The sequence below is a fragment of the Mycobacterium timonense genome, assembly GCF_025821985.1.
Taxonomy (GTDB): domain Bacteria; phylum Actinomycetota; class Actinomycetes; order Mycobacteriales; family Mycobacteriaceae; genus Mycobacterium; species Mycobacterium avium.
On sequence record NZ_JACKSY010000022.1, the window covers coordinates 47284 to 65393 of the forward strand.

17 protein-coding genes are annotated in these 18110 nt (G+C 69.4%); 4 read left to right on the forward strand and 13 right to left on the reverse strand.

The genetic code is table 11. The annotated features are described in order from the left end of the window. Positions 1–4 precede the first annotated feature (4 nt). Together H7I87_RS07020 and H7I87_RS07025 are read right to left on the reverse strand one after the other, a co-directional pair. Positions 5–1045 carry a hemolysin family protein gene (locus H7I87_RS07020; protein WP_009977010.1) on the reverse strand — a complete coding sequence of 347 codons (1041 nt, stop codon included), beginning with the start codon at positions 1043–1045 and terminating at the stop codon, positions 5–7. Then, a complete protein-coding gene (locus tag H7I87_RS07025; protein ID WP_003876517.1) occupies positions 1042–2406 on the reverse strand; it encodes a hemolysin family protein in 1365 nt (454 codons plus the stop codon). The genes H7I87_RS07020 and H7I87_RS07025 overlap by 4 nt, the downstream gene beginning before the upstream one ends. 302 nt (positions 2407–2708) lie before the next feature. On the opposite strand from H7I87_RS07025, the gene H7I87_RS07030 reads away from it, so the two are divergent. Continuing rightward, positions 2709–3368, forward strand: a complete 660-nt coding sequence (locus tag H7I87_RS07030; RefSeq protein WP_033722696.1) for a GNAT family N-acetyltransferase — start codon at positions 2709–2711, stop codon at positions 3366–3368. Here the strand turns inward: H7I87_RS07030 and mbtN are convergent. From mbtN to H7I87_RS07065, 7 genes are all read right to left on the reverse strand, one after another. Further along, complete coding sequence (mbtN, locus tag H7I87_RS07035) at positions 3335–4510, reverse strand: mycobactin biosynthesis acyl-ACP dehydrogenase MbtN (protein WP_011725107.1); 1176 nt, start codon at positions 4508–4510, stop codon at positions 3335–3337. The genes H7I87_RS07030 and mbtN overlap by 34 nt on opposite strands. Then, positions 4511–6076, reverse strand: a complete 1566-nt coding sequence (mbtM, locus tag H7I87_RS07040; protein WP_011725106.1) for a long-chain-fatty acid--ACP ligase MbtM — start codon at positions 6074–6076, stop codon at positions 4511–4513. It abuts the gene before it with no gap. Then, the gene (locus tag H7I87_RS07045; protein ID WP_009977006.1) at positions 6069–6374 is read right to left on the reverse strand and encodes an acyl carrier protein; all 306 of its coding nucleotides are present in this window, start codon (positions 6372–6374) and stop codon (positions 6069–6071) included. The genes mbtM and H7I87_RS07045 overlap by 8 nt, the downstream gene beginning before the upstream one ends. 84 nt (positions 6375–6458) lie before the next feature. After that, positions 6459–7895: a GuaB1 family IMP dehydrogenase-related protein gene (locus tag H7I87_RS07050; RefSeq protein ID WP_011725105.1), complete on the reverse strand. Its 1437-nt coding sequence runs from the start codon at positions 7893–7895 to the stop codon at positions 6459–6461. Between the two features lie 39 nt (positions 7896–7934). Further along, entirely contained in the window at positions 7935–9404 is a 1470-nt protein-coding gene (gene gnd / locus H7I87_RS07055; RefSeq protein WP_038430466.1) for an NADP-dependent phosphogluconate dehydrogenase, read from the reverse strand. 90 nt (positions 9405–9494) lie between these two features. After that, positions 9495–10445, reverse strand: coding sequence for a M56 family metallopeptidase (locus H7I87_RS07060; protein WP_003876523.1), 951 nt, complete (start codon positions 10443–10445; stop codon positions 9495–9497). Between the two features lie 14 nt (positions 10446–10459). Beyond that, positions 10460–10879 carry a BlaI/MecI/CopY family transcriptional regulator gene (locus tag H7I87_RS07065; RefSeq protein WP_009976998.1) on the reverse strand — a complete coding sequence of 140 codons (420 nt, stop codon included), beginning with the start codon at positions 10877–10879 and terminating at the stop codon, positions 10460–10462. A gap of 435 nt (positions 10880–11314) precedes the next feature. On the opposite strand from H7I87_RS07065, the gene H7I87_RS07070 reads away from it, so the two are divergent. Next, positions 11315–11737: a PaaI family thioesterase gene (locus H7I87_RS07070; RefSeq protein ID WP_003876525.1), complete on the forward strand. Its 423-nt coding sequence runs from the start codon at positions 11315–11317 to the stop codon at positions 11735–11737. A gap of 108 nt (positions 11738–11845) precedes the next feature. Here the strand turns inward: H7I87_RS07070 and H7I87_RS07075 are convergent, their stop codons facing one another. The 4 genes from H7I87_RS07075 to H7I87_RS07090 all read right to left on the reverse strand — a co-directional run bounded on the left by H7I87_RS07075 (position 11846) and on the right by H7I87_RS07090 (position 15557). Further along, positions 11846–13231, reverse strand: a complete 1386-nt coding sequence (locus H7I87_RS07075) for an NAD(P)/FAD-dependent oxidoreductase (protein WP_003876526.1) — start codon at positions 13229–13231, stop codon at positions 11846–11848. Between the two features lie 178 nt (positions 13232–13409). Continuing rightward, positions 13410–13793: a DUF4189 domain-containing protein gene (locus tag H7I87_RS07080; protein WP_003876527.1), complete on the reverse strand. Its 384-nt coding sequence runs from the start codon at positions 13791–13793 to the stop codon at positions 13410–13412. 115 nt (positions 13794–13908) lie between these two features. Beyond that, complete coding sequence (locus H7I87_RS07085) at positions 13909–14832, reverse strand: LLM class F420-dependent oxidoreductase (protein ID WP_023881671.1); 924 nt, start codon at positions 14830–14832, stop codon at positions 13909–13911. Positions 14833–14879: 47 nt separating this feature from the next. Further along, positions 14880–15557 carry an SDR family oxidoreductase gene (locus H7I87_RS07090; protein ID WP_003877922.1) on the reverse strand — a complete coding sequence of 226 codons (678 nt, stop codon included), beginning with the start codon at positions 15555–15557 and terminating at the stop codon, positions 14880–14882. Positions 15558–15831: 274 nt separating this feature from the next. Here H7I87_RS07090 and modA point away from each other — a divergent pair, with 274 nt between their 5' ends. After that, the gene (gene modA, locus H7I87_RS07095; protein ID WP_003876530.1) at positions 15832–16599 is read left to right on the forward strand and encodes a molybdate ABC transporter substrate-binding protein; all 768 of its coding nucleotides are present in this window, start codon (positions 15832–15834) and stop codon (positions 16597–16599) included. A 259-nt stretch (positions 16600–16858) separates the two neighbouring features. Then, positions 16859–17968 (forward strand): oxygenase MpaB family protein, encoded by a 1110-nt coding sequence (locus H7I87_RS07100; protein WP_081256522.1) that lies wholly within the window; start codon positions 16859–16861, stop codon positions 17966–17968. Positions 17969–18110 lie beyond the last annotated feature (142 nt).

Below are 18110 nucleotides of genomic sequence, written 5' to 3' on the forward strand. Positions count from 1 at the left end.
CCCGCTAGGCCTCGCGCATCGTCCCGACCAGGTCCTCGACCAGGTCTTCCATCGCCACCATGGCCACCACGGCGCCGCCCTGGTCGGTCACCAGCGCCAGGTGGCTGTTGCTGCGCCGCATCCGGGACAGGCCGTCGGCCAGCGGCAGCGACCGCGGCAGCCGGGGCAGCGGCCGCACCTTCGCCAGGTTGATCACCGTCGCCGGGTCGTCGTCGAGCGTCAGCACGTCCTTGATGTGCAGGTAGCCGATGAAATCGCCGGTGGGGTTGGTCACCGGGAACCGGGAGTACCCGGTCTGGGCCAGGGCCTGCTCGACCGCTCCCACCGTCGGGCCCGAGCCGGGCGCGGCCACCGGCACCGCATGCACCCGGGCCAGCGGCACCGCCACGTCGCCCACCACCCGGTGCCGCAGCTGCAGCGCCCGGGTCAGCCGGGTGTGCTCCTCGCGGTCCAGCAAACCCTCCGACTCCGACTCGGCGATCATCTCGCTCAGCTCGACCGGGGAGACGGTGATCTCCAGCTCCTCCTTGGGCTCCACGCCCAGCGCGCGGACCATCACGCTGGCGCACCGGTTGTAGAACGCGATGAACGGCCGGGCAGCGCGCACGTAGGCCAGATACGGCGGCACCAGCAGCATCGCGGTGCGCTCCGGGCCGGCCAGCGCGATGTTCTTGGGCACCATCTCCCCGAGCAGCACGTGCAGCGTCACCACGATCGCCAGCGCGATCGCCAACGACAGGCTGTGCAGCAGCGCGGGGTGAATCCTGGTCAGCCCCAACACCGTTCGCAGCAGATTGGACACCGCCGACTCGCCGATGCGGCCCAGCAGCAGCGAGGCGGCGGTGACGCCGAGCTGGGCGCCGGCCAGCATGGACGGCAGCTGCTCGGAGGCCCGGATCACCGTGACGGCGGCCGCGCGGCCCTGCTCGGCCAGCGCTTCCAGCCGGTCGCGGCGCGCCGAGATGAGCGAGAACTCCGCGCCGACGAAGAACGCGTTCACCCCGATCAGCAGGCACGCCAGCAGCACGCCCATGGTGTCGCTCATCGGCGCCCGCCCGGGGCTTCGGCGTGCGCGTCGATCTCGGTCAGCTCCAGCACGTCGATGCGGCGACCGTCCATCCGGATCACCCGCGCCTGCCAGCGCAGCACCGGATCCAGCAACCCGTCGGGATCCAGGGCCGGCAGCTTCACCGTCTCACCGGCCGCCGGGATGTGACCGATCTCGCGCAGCACCAGCCCGCCGATCGTCTCGTAGGGGCCCTCGGGCGCCCGGAAGCCGGTGGCCGCGGCCACCTCGTCGATGCGCAGCAGGCCCGATACCCGCCAGCCGGTGCCGGCCGGCACCACGTCGGGGGTGGCGTCGTCGTGCTCGTCGCGGACGTCGCCGACGATCTCCTCGATCAGGTCCTCGACCGTCACCATGCCCGCGGTGCCGCCGTATTCGTCGACGACCAGCGCGGTCTGCAGGCTGTTGGCCCGGATCTCGGCCATCACCGCGTCGCCGTCCAGCGTGGAGGGCACCACCGGCACCGGCTGGGCCACCGTGGTCAGCAGTGTGTGCGCGCGGGCGGCCCGCGGGATCGCGAACACCTGCTTGACGTGCACGATGCCGACGGTTTCGTCCAGGTCGCCGTCGACGATGGGGAACCGGGAGAACCCCGATTCGGCGGCCGCGGTCACCAGGTCGGCCACGGTGTCGTCGGTCTGCAGGGCCACGATCTTGGACCGCGGCGTCATCAACTCCTCGGCGCTGAGCGTCCCGAACTGCAGCGAGCGCCGCACCAGGGCCGCGGTCGCGGCGTCCAGCGCGCCGCTGCGCGCCGACGAGCGCACCAGCGACAGCAGCTCCTGGGGGGAGCGGGCCGACCGCAGCTCCTCGGCGGGCTCCACGCCCAGCCGGCGCACGATCCAGTTGGCCGCGCCGTTGGTCAGCCTGATCGCCGGGGTCAGCAACGCCGAGAACAGCAGCTGCGCGGCCACCACGGCGCGGGCCGTCGACATCGGCCGCGCCACCGCCAGGTATTTGGGGACCAGCTCGCCGAACACCATCGACACCGAGGTCACAATCAGCAACGCCAGAAACGCCATGATCGCGTCGCCGACCCGATCGGGGATGCCGACCGCGTCCAGCCAGGGATGCGGCAGGTCCTCGACCATCGGATCGGTCAGGTAGCCGGCCGCCAGCGTGGTGGCCGAGATGCCCAACTGGGCGCCGGACAGCTGAAACGACAGCCGGTGATGGGCGCGGCGGATCCAGCGGTCGCGGCGTCCCCCGGTGCGGGCGTTGGCCTCCACGGTGCTGCGGTCCAGCGTGGTGAGCGAGAATTCGGCGGCAACGAAGACGGCGTTGCCGAAGATGAGCACCGCGATCGCCACAATGCTGACCACGGTGACGGTGACGTTCATGACCTACGCCACCCGCCGGACGGGAAGGGCCCGGTGGCCGGGGGAGGCTCCGCATCGGGTGGCTGGTCGGACGGGCCATGCGCCCGCACGCCGGTGGCTTGCGCGGGTGCCTGCGGCACGTCGATCCTTTCGCTGCCCGGTGGCGGAGGGCGCGGACGCGCCCGTCTTTGCTGCCTTATGCTAGCCCGCGCTCCGGCGCCGGGGCGCCGACCACCGGGGCCACGCCAACGCCTGACGCTTCGACCGACACCCCGGAGGCGACTTCGGTATGCCTACCCTTACTCGGGTAGGCTCGGCGCACTATGTCCGACGCCCCAGCCGAGAGCGCGCCAGCCCAGATTGACCCAGTCCAGACCGACCCGGCCGAGCAGCCCGTCCTGCCGCGCGAGCGGTCCGACATCCCCGACGCCGTGGCGCGCATTCCCCGTCCGCCCATGCCCCACCTGGATCCGCCGTTCGCCCTGCGCGTGGCGCGGCTCGGCGACGCCGACATGGTGGCCGAGTGGATGAACCGACCGCACTTGGCCGCGGCCTGGGAGTACGACTGGCCGACCCCGCGCTGGCGGCGGCATCTGGGCGCCCAGCTTCAGGGCAGCTACTCGCTGCCGTTGATCGGAAGCATGCGCGGTGTGGATCTCGCTTACCTCGAACTATATTGGGGCGCAAAGGATCTCATCTCGCGTTACTACGACGCCGAGCCCTACGATCTGGGACTGCACGCCGCCATCGCCGACGTGAAACTGGTGAACCGGGGACTGGGACCGATGCTGCTGCCCCGGATCGTGGCCAGCGTCTTCGCGACCGAGCCGCGGTGCCGCCGGGTGATGTTCGACCCCGACCACCGCAACACCACCGCGCGCCGGCTGTGCGAGTACGCCGGCTGCCGGTTCCTCGGCGAACACGACACGACGAACCGGCGGATGGCGCTCTACGCGCTGGACGCCCCCACCACGGACCGATAGCCGCCATGGTCGGCCGCCATGCCGGCGGCGACCAACTCCCACAACACCTCGTCGGTGCCGCCGCCGACCCGGGCCAGCTTCATGTCGCGCCACCACCGCCCGAGCGGTGTCTCCTCGACCAGATAGCCTGCCCCGCCGAAGATGTGCATGCACTCCGACATCACCTCCTCGCCGAGCCGGGCCGCGGTCACCTTGACGCCGGCGGCGGCGCGCAGGTCCAGCCGGCCCTGTGCGGCGATGCCGTTCAGCCCGTGCTGCAACAGGTCGACGCGGGCCTGCAGGTCGGCCATCCGCAGCCGCAGCGCCTGGTGCTCGAACAGCGTGCGGCCGAATTGCCGGCGAGTCATCATGCGGGCCAACGTGATACCGATGGCCCGCTGGCACGACGCGGCGATCTGCCCCGCGATCGACATCCGCTCGTGCGCCAGCCCCCAGCTGATGGCCGCCAGCCCGGTGCCCGCCCGGGCGACCAGCGCGTCAGCGGGTACCCAGGTGTCGATGTGCACCGCGGCGGTGTCCAGCGGTCCGGCGCCGACCTTGGCATAGGGTCGCTGCACGCTGACCTGGGAGGTCGGGACCGCGATCAGCGCGACGTTGCCGTGTTTGCTGGCCGAGTCGTGGTCGATGCTGCGCGCCACCACCATGATGTGATCGGCGATGGGGGACAGGGAGACGAATTTCTTGACGCCGCGGACGTCGAAACCGCCGTCGCGGGAAGACATCTCGGTGCGCACGATCTGCAGATCGGAGCCGCCGGACTCCTCGGAGGCCCCGATGCACAGCACGGCCTGCCCCGCGATTGCCCGCTCGCAGATGTCGCGCAGGTAGTCCGACTTGCCGAACCGGCGCAGGACGGCGATCGCCGAGTCGTGCAGGCTGACCCCCACCCCGATGCCCGCCGACGACAGCCGGCCGAGCGCTCGGGCAAGTTCGACGAGCTTGCCGACGTCGGGAAGCATTCCGCCGCACCACTTTTCGCTGAACACACCGCGGGCGCCCAGGTGTTCGATCAGCTCGCGCGGAAACCGTTGCCGCGCTTCGGCTTCGCGCGTCCACTCCAGCACCTGATCGTCGAAGGCGCCGGCGAGAACGGTCCGGTAGTGGTCGATGTCGGCCGTTGTTGCCGCGGACAGGGTCGTCACTTAGTCCACCGCCTCCAATGAGCGCCGCACGTCCAGGCGGCGTAGTTTGCCCGACGAGGTTCGGGGCAGCGACCCCGGTGCCATGAAGATCACATCGGAGGGAACGACGCCGCACACCGATGCGACCCGCTGGATCACCTCGGCGCGCGCGCCGGCCCGATCGCGGCCAGCGAATTCGGCGGCGATGATCAGGCCGGGGCGCGCGGAATTCTCGCCGGTGCCCAGCGCCACCACGGCGCCTTCCCGCACGCCGGGCACCTGGGCGGCGACCGTCTCGATCTCGGTCGGGAAGATGTTGCGGCCGGCCAGGGTGATCAGCTCCTTGGCCCGGCCGCACACCACCAGCCCGCCGTCGGAGAAGAAGCCGAGATCGCCGGTGGGAAACCAGTTTTGGTGGTCGATCGGCGCGTGACCCAGGTAGCCGTCCATCATCGACGCGCCCCGGATCTCGATCTCGCCGATGCCGTCCGGTACGTCGTGGCGCGGCGAGATCCGGATCTCGGTGCCGGGGATCGGCGCGCCCAGCACCGCGTGCCGGCGCGTCCCGGTCTCGTCGCTGACGTCGGCGAACCGCAGCCCGGTGCCGGGCGCCGGCACGCTGACCGCACACGTCGACTCCGCCAGGCCGTAGGACGGGGTGGCGGCACCGGCGTCGAAACCGAACGGGGCCATGGCGGTCGCGAAGCGCTCGAAGCCGGCGCAGTCGACCGGCTCCCCGCCGTTGATCGCCACCCGCAGGGCGCCCAGGTCGACGCCGGAGACCCGGCGGGCGTATTTGCCGACCAGGTTGTAGGCGAAGTTCGGCGCCGCGGTGATGGTGGCCCGGCTCTCCGACAACCACGCGAGCCAGCGAAACGGCGAGGCGGTGAAAGCCGAGGTGGGCGCGAGCCACAACGACATTCCGCCCAGCGCGGACGCGAGCAGGAAGGACAGCCCCATGTCGTGGTAGAGCGGCAGCCACGAGCAGCCGACGTCGGCGGGAGTCACCCCGAGCCGGGCGTTGAGGCCGCGCAGGTTGGCCAGTACCGCGTCGGGGGACAGCGCCGCGGTTTTGGGCGTGCCGGTGGACCCGGCGGTGCCCTGCAGGATCGCCGGATTCGCGTGCGGGGCCGGCGGCTCGGGGCAGCGGCGTCCGGTATTGGCCGCGACGGCAAGGTCTTCGACGACCATCTCGTCCGGGCGGGACGGGTCCAGGGCTTGCAATGCGTCCAGGTGGGAGCCGTGGCTCAGGACGGTGCGCACGCCGATCCCGGCGAAGCGGGTCAGCGTGGTGTCGGCCCAACGCCGACCCTCGGCCCCGCGGACCGGCCCGGGCAGGATCGAGACGCCGGCGCCGGCCAGCCAGGCGCCCACGATGGCGGCGACGAACTCGAGGGTCGGCTCGCCGACCAGTCCCAGGGCGGCGGGTCGGTCCCGGTCGAGCAGCCACGCGGCGATGCCCTCGGCCAGTCCGTGCACCTCCGGCCACCGATGGCGGCGCCAGGCCGCCGACTCGCGGTCGAAGACCACCAGATCGCTGCCGCCGGTGCGCATCGCGGCCGTCAGCGCTGCGGCCAGCTCACTCATCGCGGGTTTCGCGGGGTTCCGCGGCGATCGCGGCCTGCAGGTCGCCGACGGTCTCGCAGCTCAGCAGTTCCTCTTCGGTCAGCGTGACCCCGAGCCGTTCCTCGATGGCCACCATGCCCACCGCGAACGCCACCGAGTCCAGCCCGACGTCGTCGACCAGCCGGGCGTCCGGAGTCACCCGGGACACGTCGACGTTGAGGTCGTCGCGCAGGATGCCGAGAAGCTCGGCGCTGACGTGGTTTTCGGGTGAGCCCGCGGGCGTGGCCCCGGTCGGAGCGGGGGAGGCGGAGGAGGTCATGGCGCAGTAGGTTAGCAGGCCGCATTAGGCAAGGCTAGCCTTACTAGCCGACCCCCGGCGCGTCGCGCCGCACGCGCCGGCGTGTCACCAGCCCAGCGGAAGCGGATGCCCCTCGGCGAAGCCCGCGGTCGACTGCACCCCGACCACGACCCGTTCGTACAGCTGCGCCAGGGTGGCGGCCCCGACGTAGGTGCAGGTGCTGCGCACGCCCGAGGTGATGTGGTCGATCAGATCCTCGACGCCGCCGCGGGCCGGGTCGAGACCCATCCGCGACGTCGAAATGCCTTCCTCGAACAGCGATTTGCGGGCCCGGTCGAAGGCCGTCTCCGCGCCGCTGCGGGCGACCACCGCCCGCTTGGACGCCATGCCGTAGCTCTCCTTGTAGGGCTGGTCCTCGCGGTCGCGCATCAGGTCGCCGGGCGACTCGTAGGTGCCGGCGAACCACGATCCGATCATCACGTTCGACGCCCCGGCGGCCAGCGCCAGCGCCACGTCACGCGGGTGCCGGATGCCGCCGTCGGCCCATACATGTCCACCCAATTCCCTTGCCGCCGAAGCGCATTCGACGACAGCGGAGAACTGCGGGCGGCCCACGCCGGTCATCATCCGGGTGGTGCACATCGCGCCCGGCCCCACGCCCACCTTGACGATGTTCGCCCCGGCGCCCAGCAGGTCGCGGGTGCCGTCGGCCGAAACCACGTTGCCCGCCACCAGCGGCACCCCCAGCTCGAGCGAGGCGACGGTCCGGATCGCCTCCAGCGTCTTGACCTGATGCCCGTGCGCCGTGTCGATCACCAGCAGGTCGATTCCGGCCTCGACCAGTGACCGCGCCTTGGCCCCCACGTCGCCGTTGATGCCGATCGCCGCGCCCACCCGCAACCGGCCCTGCGCATCGACGGCCGGGGTGTACAGGCCGGCGCGCACGGCTCCGGTGCGGGTCAGCACGCCGGCCAGCGTGCCGTCGGCGTTGGTGACGACCGCGACGCCGATGGGCGCCTGCTCGAGCAGGTCGAAGATCTTGCGCGGCTCGGTGCCCACCGGGGCGACCACGAAGTCGGTCATCGCGACGTCGCGCACCCGGGTGAAGCGGTCCACGCCCAGGCACGACGATTCGCTCACCAGTCCCAGCGGGCGGCCCTCGAAGGCCACCACCGCCACGCCGTGCGCACGCTTGTGGATCAGCGCCATCGCGTCGGACACCGAGTCGTCGGGCTCGAGCAGCACCGGAGTGTCGAGCACCAGGTCGCGGCTCTTGACGAACTGCACCGTCTGCTGCACCGCGGTGATCGGCAGGTCCTGCGGCAGGATCACCAGGCCGCCGCGCCGGGCCACCGTCTCGGCCATCCGCCGCCCGGCCACCGCGGTCATGTTGGCGACGACGACGGGGATCGTGGTGCCCGAGCCGTCGCCGGTGGACAGGTCGACGTCGAAGCGCGACGGCACCTCCGAGCGGTTCGGCATGATGAAGACGTCGTTGTAGGTCAGGTCGTATCCGGGTCGATGCCCGTCGAGAAACCTCATCGCAGGTCCAGCCCCCTTGCGGCCTCCAGTGTGGCCCCGTTATGCCGGCACTTCGCGGCGGTCGGCGCTCCACAGCGTGTGGAAGCGCTTGTCGGGGTCCTCGTCGATGCGCCCGTAGGTGTGTGCGCCGAAGAAGTCCCGCAGACCCTGGGTGAGCGCGGCGGGCAGCCGCTCGGTGCGCAGCGCGTCGTAGTAGGACAGCGCCGAGGAGAAGCCGGGGATCGGGATGCCCAACCGGGTGGCCGTGACCACGACCCGGCGCCAGCCGTCGATGGCGGCCTCGATCGCGCTGCGGAAATACGGCGCGACGATCAGGGTCGGCAGGTCGGGGATCTCGTCGAAGGCGTCCTTGATCCGGTTGAGGAACTTGGCCCGGATGATGCAGCCGCCGCGCCAGATGGTTGCCAGGTCGCCGGGGGTGATGTCCCAGCCGTATTCGGCGCTGCCGGCCTGGATCTGGTTGAAGCCCTGTGCGTAGGCGATGATCTTGGACGCGTACAAAGCCTGGCGGATGTCCTCGGTGAACTGTGCTGCGTCGCTTGGCTTTTCGCCGAGCCGGCCCGACGCCAGCCCGGTGGTGGCCCTGCGCTGGGCCACCGAACCCGACAGCGCGCGGGCGAACACCGCCTCGGCGATGCCGGTCACCGGCACGCCGAGGTCCAGCGCCGATTTGACCGTCCAGCGGCCGGTGCCCTTCTGTTCGGCCTCGTCGAGGATGAGGTCGACGAGCGGCTTTCCGGTCTTGGCGTCGGTCTGGCGCAGCACCTGCGCGGTGATCTCGACCAGGAAGCTGTCCAGGTCGCCGGAGTTCCATTCGTCGAACACGTCGGCGATCTGCTCGGCGGTCTTGCCCAGCGCGTCGCGCAGCAGCTGGTAGGCCTCACCGATCAGCTGCATGTCGGAGTACTCGATGCCGTTGTGCACCATCTTGACGAAGTGCCCGGCCCCGTCGGGGCCGATGTGCGTGCAGCACGGCACCCCGTCGACGTGCGCGGAGATCTCCTCGAGCAGCGGGCCCAGCGACCGGTAGGACTCGGCCGGGCCGCCGGGCATGATCGACGGGCCGTTGAGCGCGCCCTCCTCGCCGCCGGAGATGCCGGCGCCCACGAAGTGCAGGCCGCGTTCGCGCATCGCCTGCTCCCGGCGGATGGTGTCGGTGTAGAGGGCGTTGCCGCCGTCGATGATGATGTCGCCGGGCTCCATGGCGTCGGCGAGCTCGTTGATCACCGCGTCGGTGGGGTCGCCGGCCTTGACCATGATCAGCACGCGGCGCGGTTTTTCCAGCGCGTCGAGGAATTCGGCGATGGTTTCGCAGCGCACGAACTTGCCCTCGTCGCCGTGCTCTTTCAGCAGCGCGTCGGTTTTGGCGATCGACCGGTTGTGCAGCGCCACGGTGTAGCCGTGCCGGGCGAAATTGCGGGCGATGTTCGAACCCATCACGGCCAGCCCGGTGACGCCGATCTGGGCGGTGCCGGTGGTGGGACGCGACGGGGTAACCGACGAACTCATGTCTTCGCCTCTCAATTGGGGTCTCGGCAAAAAGCTTTCGGTGACACTGTGGCACAGCGCCCGATCACCGGGTGACCGGTCCCGGCGGCGTCAGAGGTTGAGCAGGCGTTCCAGCTCGGTCAGCCACGGCACCGCTAGGGCGACGGTGGGCACCACGAACACCGCCGCGGCGGCCAGGTAGGCGGCCGCCGAGAGCAGGGGGCTGTTGCCGCGCCCGCCGAGCCGGCGCACCCGGACCACGGTGCTGGGGCCGCCGGCGGCCAGCGCGCCCGATGGCGCCCGCCCGGATGCGCAGGCGACCAGCGCCCGGGCCAGGGGAGCGCGGCCGGCGGCGCGCACGGCGGCGTCGTCGGCGAGCAGCTCGACCAGCAGCTGCACCGCGCCCAGCGCGTTGGCGCTGCGCACCAGCCGGGGGAACGCGGCGTGCACCGCGGTGAATGCCTCGAGCACCAGGTCGTGGCGGGCCCGCAGGTGCGCCCGCTCGTGGGTGAGGATGGCGGACACCTCGGCGTCGGCCAGGGTGCTCAGGGTGCCCTCGCTGACCACCACCCGGCTGCGCACTCCCGGCAGGCAGTAGGCCAGGGGTTGCGGGACGTCCAGCACCCGCAGATCGCGGGTGCGGCTGCAGGGCTGGGACAGCGCGGCGCCGTGGCCCATCCCGACCAGATCGACGACCATCCGGTGATGGGCCCGCCGGCGGCGATTGGCGATGGCCACCCGCACCACCGCGACCATCAATCGGGCGCCGACCAGCACGGTCAGCGCGAAGACGCCGATGTATGCCGTCCACAGCGGCCACCCGAGGCGGCCCTCGGCGCCGAGGATGCTGGTGGTGGGCCGCCCGTCGGGACCGGGCACCAGCACCCGGGTGGCGATGGCGATCCCGGCGCTGAACGCCGAGAGGACCGCGGCCAGCGCGACGGCCTGCCACAACACCATCGCGGCGCGGGGAGCGCGCAGCGGCCAGCGCGCGCGGGCCAGCATCGCCGGCACCGGGCCGGTTAGCAGCACCGCGAGAATGGTGAAGGCCAGGGCGGACACCCTGTTAGTGTCCCTCAGCCCTCCGGGCCGGCGCCAGCAGATGCCGAGTTATTGCGTTGATTGGCTTCCAGTTCGGCGAGTGCGCGGCGCAGCGCCTCGGCCTCGTCGGCGCCGACGCGCTCGACGAAGTGCACCAGGGCGGCCTGCCGGCTGCCGGAGTCCTCGGCTTGGGCCAGCGCGTCCACCATCAGGCCGGCCACCAGCTCGTCGCGGCCGTGCACCGGGGCGTACCGGTGTGCCCGGTCGTCGCGGATCTGGGAGACCAGGTTCTTCTTGGCCAACCGTTGCAGCACGGTCATGATCGTGGTGTAAGCGAGGTCACGCTGGGCCGACAACGCCTCATGGACCTGGCGAACGGTCTGAGGTTCGGGGGTGGACCACAGGTGGTCCATGACGGCCCGTTCCAGATCCCCCAGCCGTGTCAGTTTGGCCATAGTTCGTTCCATCTCCTGAGCGTCGAAACCAGCGTACTCCGGCTTACTACCGGCGGTCGTACGGAACGCTGACAAATGCCTGTGCCGGCCACCGTGGGCGGCACCCGCCCGGACCGGCCCGCACCGGATCCCGGGGGTTTTCCGGGGCTTTCCGGTGCGTCCCAGCACTTTCCGGGACTTTCCCGGACTTTCCGGGACTTTCCCGGACAAGTTGAACAATACCCCTTGCGAAGTTAGGGCAGCCTTGCCTATTCTAAATCCCGTCGAGCGATAACGGACCGCGTGAGAGTCCTGAGGGCTGCAGTGACCCCCGGTCTACTCGATCGGCGAGCCCCGTGCCCTGTGCACGGGGCTCAGCCGTTTCTGGGGCCGGTATCGGCGACATCGCCGTCCCGCCGCGCCGGCCCGCCCGGGCGATGGTGTAGACACGGGAGCGTGTCAGAGCCGCAGGAAGCGATCATCCCGCCCGACTTTTCCGCACCCTTCGACCGCGAGATCGGGCTGCAGTTCACCGAACTCAGCCCCGACGGCGCCCGCGCCCGGCTCGAAGTCACCCCGAAGTTGTTGCAGCCCATGGGACTCGTCCACGGCGGCGTCTACTGCTCGATGATCGAAAGCATGGCCAGTGTGGCCGCCTACACCTGGCTGGCCACCCGCGGCGGCGGGAATGTGGTGGGGGTCAACAACAACACCGACTTCTTGCGTTCCATCGGCTCGGGCACGGTGTACGGCGTGGTCGAGCCCATCCACCGGGGCCGCAGCCAGCAGCTGTGGTTGGTCACCATCACCGACGACGACGACCGCGTCGTCGCCCGGGGTCAGGTGCGGCTGCAGAATCTCGAGGTTCGCAATACCTGATCGGCGCACGCCGAAAACCCCACGAACCGTGCTGGCGGGCAACGCCTTAGCCCGGGGTTCACTGAAAGCCGTTGTGCCGCAACGGGTTTGGCCGATACGGCGGGGCGGCTAGCTGGCTCGCCGGGCCGCGGGCCGCTTGGTCTCGGCGGCCAACACCGCCAGCTGTTCGAGGCGGGTGCGGGCGAACGCCTGCTGCTCGGTGATGGTGAGCTGGCCGCGCCGGGTGCTCAGGAAGGTCACCGTCCAGGACAGCAGGGTGCTGACCTTGGTCTTGAAGCCGACCAGATACACCAGGTGCAGCACCAGCCACGCGAACCAGGCGAACAGGCCGCTGAATTCCAGGGGACCGATCTTGGCGACCGCCGAGAAGCGCGACACCGTGGCCATCGAGCCCTTGTCGAAGTACTGGAACGGCTCCCGCTCGGCCGGATCGGCGCCGCCCAGTTCGGCCTTGATCGTGTTGGCGACGTACTTGGCGCCCTGGATGGCGCCCTGCGCCACGCCGGGCACGCCCTCGACGGCGGCCAGGTCGCCGATCACGAAGACGTTGGGGTGGCCGGGGATGGACAGGTCGGGCAGCACCTTGACCCGCCCGGCCCGATCGAGCTCGACCGTCGACTGCTCGGCCAGGTCGCGGCCCAGCGGGCTGGCCGATACGCCGGCGGACCACACCTTGCAGGCGGATTCGATGCGTCGGACGGTGCCGTCGGAGTCCTTGACGGTGATGCCGTTGCGGTCGACGTCGGTGACCATCGCGCCCAGCTGGATCTCCACCCCCATCTTCTCCAGCCGATCGGCGGCGCGCTTGCCTAGCTTGTCGCCGAACGGCGGCAGCACGGCGGGCGCGGCGTCGAGCAGGATGACCCGCGCCTTGGTCGGATCGATGTGCCGGAAAGAGCCCTTGAGCGTGTAGGTCGCCAATTCCGCGATCTGGCCGGCCATTTCGACGCCGGTGGGGCCCGCCCCGATCACGGTGAAGGTCAGCAGCTTGGCCCGTCGTTCCGGATCGCGGGACCGCTCGGCCTGTTCGAACGCGCTCAGGATCCGCCCGCGCACCTCGAGCGCGTCGTCGATGGACTTCATGCCCGGCGCGAACTCGGCGAAATGGTCGTTGCCGAAATACGACTGGCCCGCGCCGGCGGCGACAATCAAAGTGTCGTAAGGAGTTTCGTAGGTGTGGCCGAGCAGGTCGGAGACGACGAACTTGCCGGCCAGGTCGATGTGGGTGACGTCACCGAGCAGCACCTGCACGTTGCGTTGCCGGCGCAGCACCACCCGGGTGGGCGGGGCGATGTCGCCCTCGGACACGATGCCGGTGGCCACCTGGTACAGCAGCGGCTGGAAGAGGTGGTGGGTGGTGCGGGCGATCAGTTTGATGTCGACATTGGCGTGCTTGAGCTTTTTCGCCGCGTTCAGGCCGCCGAACCCTGACCCGATGATGACGACTTGATGCCGACGCTCGGGTCCAGCTGTGCTTCCTGAATGGGGGCTCATGTTTCCGCTGCTCCTGACGGGGGCTTCTGGACGCGCGACTGCACTCAGCCACCACGCTAGTCAGGCGAATACCCCGAAACCTAACTCACAACATGTGTAATCAACCACACCAGCAGTATCACTCCAGGTCGACAGCGCGCGGTGTGGTGAAGTTATCAGCCGACGAATCATCCGGCCGTTATTGCGGCGAACCTTCCCCCGCGCAGTGGTCGTGGCCCTCTTGAACCGTTCCGCCGGGCACCCGCGCCAGCGCCGCCGCCTCGGCCTCCTCCCGGGTCGGCCCCCAGGCCCCGAAGTATTTGGATTTCGACGCGTTCAGCACCAGCGCCATGCAGCCACCCTGGCCGCTGGCCAGCAGGCGGCAGTCGCTGATGCTCTTGCGGCAGGTGTCCATCGCCGCCTTCTCCGCCGCGCCCTGGCTCGCGGCGCCGTCGGCAATGCTGATGTGCCCGGTGGAATCGGAGATGGCCATCGCGATCCCGTTGTTGTCGGCATGCGCGACGGCCGTCGGGGCGAACGCCACCCCGACGGCGATCGCCGCCGCCGATGCTCGTTTGGTCATGGCCTTCCCGGCTTTACTCCCGCGCTGCGCGGTTGTGGCGCAGGTGAACGCTGCTAACGGAAGTATCGCCGCGCCGCGAGGGATCCGCGACTCGGGGGTGCTCCGGCCTCAACGCCTACGCGCCGACGAGCGGGCGCAGCGCTTCGCCGGCGGCCTGGACGATGCCGGGGGTGTAGAAGGGCAGGTTGATGATCACGCTGTCGATTCCGGCGTCGATCACCTTGGTCTTGATCTGGTCGGCGACCGAATCCGGGTTGCCGACCACCATGCGCTGGGTCATCTCGGCGGGGATCTGATCGAGGCTCGCGTTGTCGTCGATCATCACCGTGGTCAGAGTGCTGGTTTCCAGGGTCGCGGGATCGCGGCCCACCTCCTCGCAGGCCCGCCGCACGGCGTCCAGCTTGCGGGGCAGCTCGTCGAACCCGGCGATCACGTTGAGGTGGTCGAAATGCCTTGCGGCAAGCGGGATCGTCTTCTTCTCGCCGCTGCCGCCGATCATCAGCGGAATGCGGTCCCGGTAGCGGGGATTCGCGAACGCATCGCTGGCGCGGTACCACTTGCCCTCGAAGGTTGCCCGCTCGCCTCTGATCATCGGCAGGATGATCTCCAGTGCCTCGTCCAGCCGATTGAACCGGTCGGTGAAGGTGCCGAATTCGAAGCCCAACTGGTCGTGCTCGAGCTGGAACCAGCCGGTGCCGATGCCCAGGATCGCGCGGCCCTGGCTCACCACGTCCAGCGTGGTGATGATCTTGGACAGCAGGGTGGGGTTGCGGTAGGTGTTGCCGGTGACCAGGGTGCCCAGCTGGACCCGCTCGGTGGCCGTGGCCAGCGCCCCCAGGGCGGTGTAGGCCTCCAGCATCGGCTGATCGGGCGACCCCAGCATCGGCAGTTGGTAGAAGTGGTCCATCACGAAAACCGAATCAAATCCGGCGGATTCGGCCTCGCGAGCCTGGGCGATGACGGTGGGGAAGAGCTGTTCGGCGCCGGTGCCGTAGGAGAAGTTGGGAATCTGCAGACCAAGTCGGATAGCCACGGTCATCACCGTAACGATCGGGCCGGTCGGCGAGAAGGGTGCGGCGTTACGCCTCAGGCGAAATGCGCCAGCGCGCCGTGGCTGACATGCAGGGTCTGCCCGGTGATGTGCCGTGCGGCCGGACTGGTCAAAAACAGCGCCAGCCGCGCGACCTCCGCGGCCACCGGCGCGGGGCTGCGGGAGAGCCCGTCGTAGCCCGGCTGGGCGCCGCGCCCGCTGGCCACCGCGTTGACGGTGATGCCGCGGGTGCCGAACACGCTTGCCTGTCCCGTCGTCCAATTCGACAGCGCCGCTTTGACCGCGGCCTGGGCGCTGCCCGCGGGCGGGTTTTCCGGCACCACGCTGATGATCGAGCCGCCCGAGCGCAGGTGATCGCCCACGGTCTGAACCGTCAGCACGGCCGAAAGCACCGTCGCGTCAAGGGCATTGCGCCATGCGCTGGCCGTGTCGGCGATCGAGTAGGTGCGCGGATCGCCGGCCTCCCAGCTGGGTGCCGGCACGTGGACGATGGTGTCCAGGTGATGCGGGAACAGCGGGCGGGCCTGTTCCAGGGCGGCCGGGTCGGTGGTGTCGCAGACGATCGCCTCGGCCTCGAGCTCCTTGGCGGCGATCTCCAGATCGCTCTTGCGCGCACCCACCAGGGTCACTTTGTGGCCGTCGTCGCGGAAGCCCTCGGCCACCGCGCGTCCCAGCTCGGTGTCTCCGCCGGTAACCAGCACCTCCACCGCCATGACCTCCTCGTCCTCAACCGGGACCCCGGGCGCTGGCGGTTCGGCGCGGTAGCAACACCGCGGCCCCCGTCAACGGCCTGAGATCCCAGCGCGTGATGGCATCAGTTCCAGATATGTTACTGGACGGTAGCTAGTCGGGGAAATTCCGACCGCCGCGACGCGCGGAACATTTGGATAACTATTTCGGGACGGCCCGGGCACCGCTCTCTTGTGCCGTGCTTGCGGAGACAGCACCGCCACGCGGCCCGCATCAGCGGCGGGCTAGGGTGCTTCCATGCGGCGGATCGGGATCCTGACCGGGTTGCTGTCGGTGGTGCTGATTGCCGGTATGACCGGGTGTGGCTCCAAATCCCAGCCGCCGCCGACCGCGGGCAAACTGATGGTGTTCGCGGCCGCGTCACTGCGACCGGCGTTCACCCAGATCGCCGAGCGGTTCAAGGCCCAAAACCCCGGTACCGGAATCGAATTCGAGTTCGCCGGCTCCTCCGAGCTGGCCACCCAGCTGACCCAGGGAGCGACGGCCGACGTGTTCGCCTCGGCCGACACCGCGCAGATGGACGTCGTCGCCAAGGCGGGCCTGCTCGCCGCCGACCCGACGAACTTCGCCTCCAACACCCTGGTCATCGTCACCGCGCCGGGCAACCCGAAGCGGATCGGGTCGTTCGCCGACCTGACGAGGCCCGGGCTGACCGTGGTGACCTGCCAGCGGCCGGTGCCCTGCGGGGCGGCGGCCCACCGCGTCGAGGACAGCACCGGCGTGCACCTCAACCCCGTCAGCGAGGAGCCCAGCGTCACCGACGCCCTCACCAAGGTCACCAGCGGCCAGGCCGACGCCGCGCTGGTCTACGTCACCGACGCCAGGACCGCGGGGAGCAAGGTGGCGACGGTGAACTTCCCGGAGGCCGCCGGCGCGGTGAACGTGTACCCGATCGGTGTGTTGAAGCAGGCGCCGCTTGCCACCCAGGCGCGGAATTTCGTCGACCTGGTGACCTCCCCGCCCGGGCAGCAGATCCTGGCCCAGGCCGGCTTCGCCAAACCCTGACCGCGCACGGCGCCAAGGGCAAAGCCGAAATTCCTGCGATTGCGCGCCGCCGGCGGCAGCTCATATTTCCCACGCGATCCCTCTTCGCGTCGCATATTTGCGGACGACCTCGCGAATCGACCGCGCGGGCTTAGCCGAATCGCTAGCATCCTGACCGTGGCAGGGGAGGACCTTCGATCACCGCATTGTCGCGCGGTCAAACTTCCTGCGCCGCTGGCTTAACCAAGTAGCGGGTATCGGCAACGCAAGGGAGTTCGGCATGGCGGTCCGTGGCATCAGGGCACTCAAGAAAATCATGCAGACAACATTCGATCCGGAGCTGGTCGTTCCGGACGAAGCCAGGGTTACGGAATTCACCGGCGACAACAGCTTGTCGCGGAAAGACCTTTCCCAGCATCCAATTCCCCCTGGTTCCCTGACATGGAAGTATTGGGGACGGCTTGATGTGATCTTTTTCGGCAGCGGAGTCGTGGGCACCATCGCCGGGGCGTGGCCGCAGATGGCGAAAGCGACGTCGAGTTCCGTTCTTTTTACCGGTGACAGTTCGTTCGGTGCACGCTCGAAAATATATAAGGTACGGCGTCAGAGATCTCGTGAGTACATCTATGGCACGGTGTACGACGCGCCGGAGGATGCGAAGAAATACGGCCTGAAGACTCGGAACATGCACAAGTCCATCAAGGGCACCCTGCAGGACGGCACCTTTCATGCATTGAACGCCGACACCTTCTATTTTGGGCATGTCACCTTTTTCTATCATCTGTTGCTCAAGGTGGTTGAGCAGCTGTATTTCGACGGGGCCATGCCGCGTGCGATGAAGGAGCAGATATTCGAGGAATCCAAGGAGTGGTACAGCATGTGGGGGGTGGACGACAGTCCCCAGCCGGCCACCTACGACGATTTCGAGCGGTATCTGGACAACATCGAGCGCAATCATTTGGTGAATTCTCAGGTGACCCAGGTCATGCTGGAGCAATTCATGGAGCGTCGCGTGCCGCCGCGGTGGTGGCCTCCGGTCATGAAGAAGTTCGTGTGGCCCTGGGTGGCGGGTCGGCGGCAAGTCGTCGTCAACAGTTTCCCGCCCCACGTGCAGGAGCTGTTCAATTTGGAGTGGACCCCCGAGGACGAGGAGATCGCGCGCCGCTTCATGCGGATGTATCGACGGCTGTACGCGATTCTCGAGCGTGTTGTCCCGCTGAAGTTCCTGTACTTGCCGATTGCCGTCGAAGGCTTCAAGCGGGAAGGGGTCGATCCGCGCAAGATCACCCTGGAGTCCGCACAGCAAGCACTCCGGGAAAATCGCGCTCGCCGCGCCGCGCGGGAAACTGCGTCAGCAGACGAGACCAATGGGGTGCTCGCGTCCGGCTAATAAGGCGCCGGCCCGCGTCGGACCGCCGGGGGTCCTTTTTCGTCCGTCTCGGCCGTACCTGACATGCTGTGCAGCGAATAACCGGCGGCCCCACCTATTCGTCGGCGGGCCGAACGAGGCAGACGAGGCAAAGGGGTAGGCA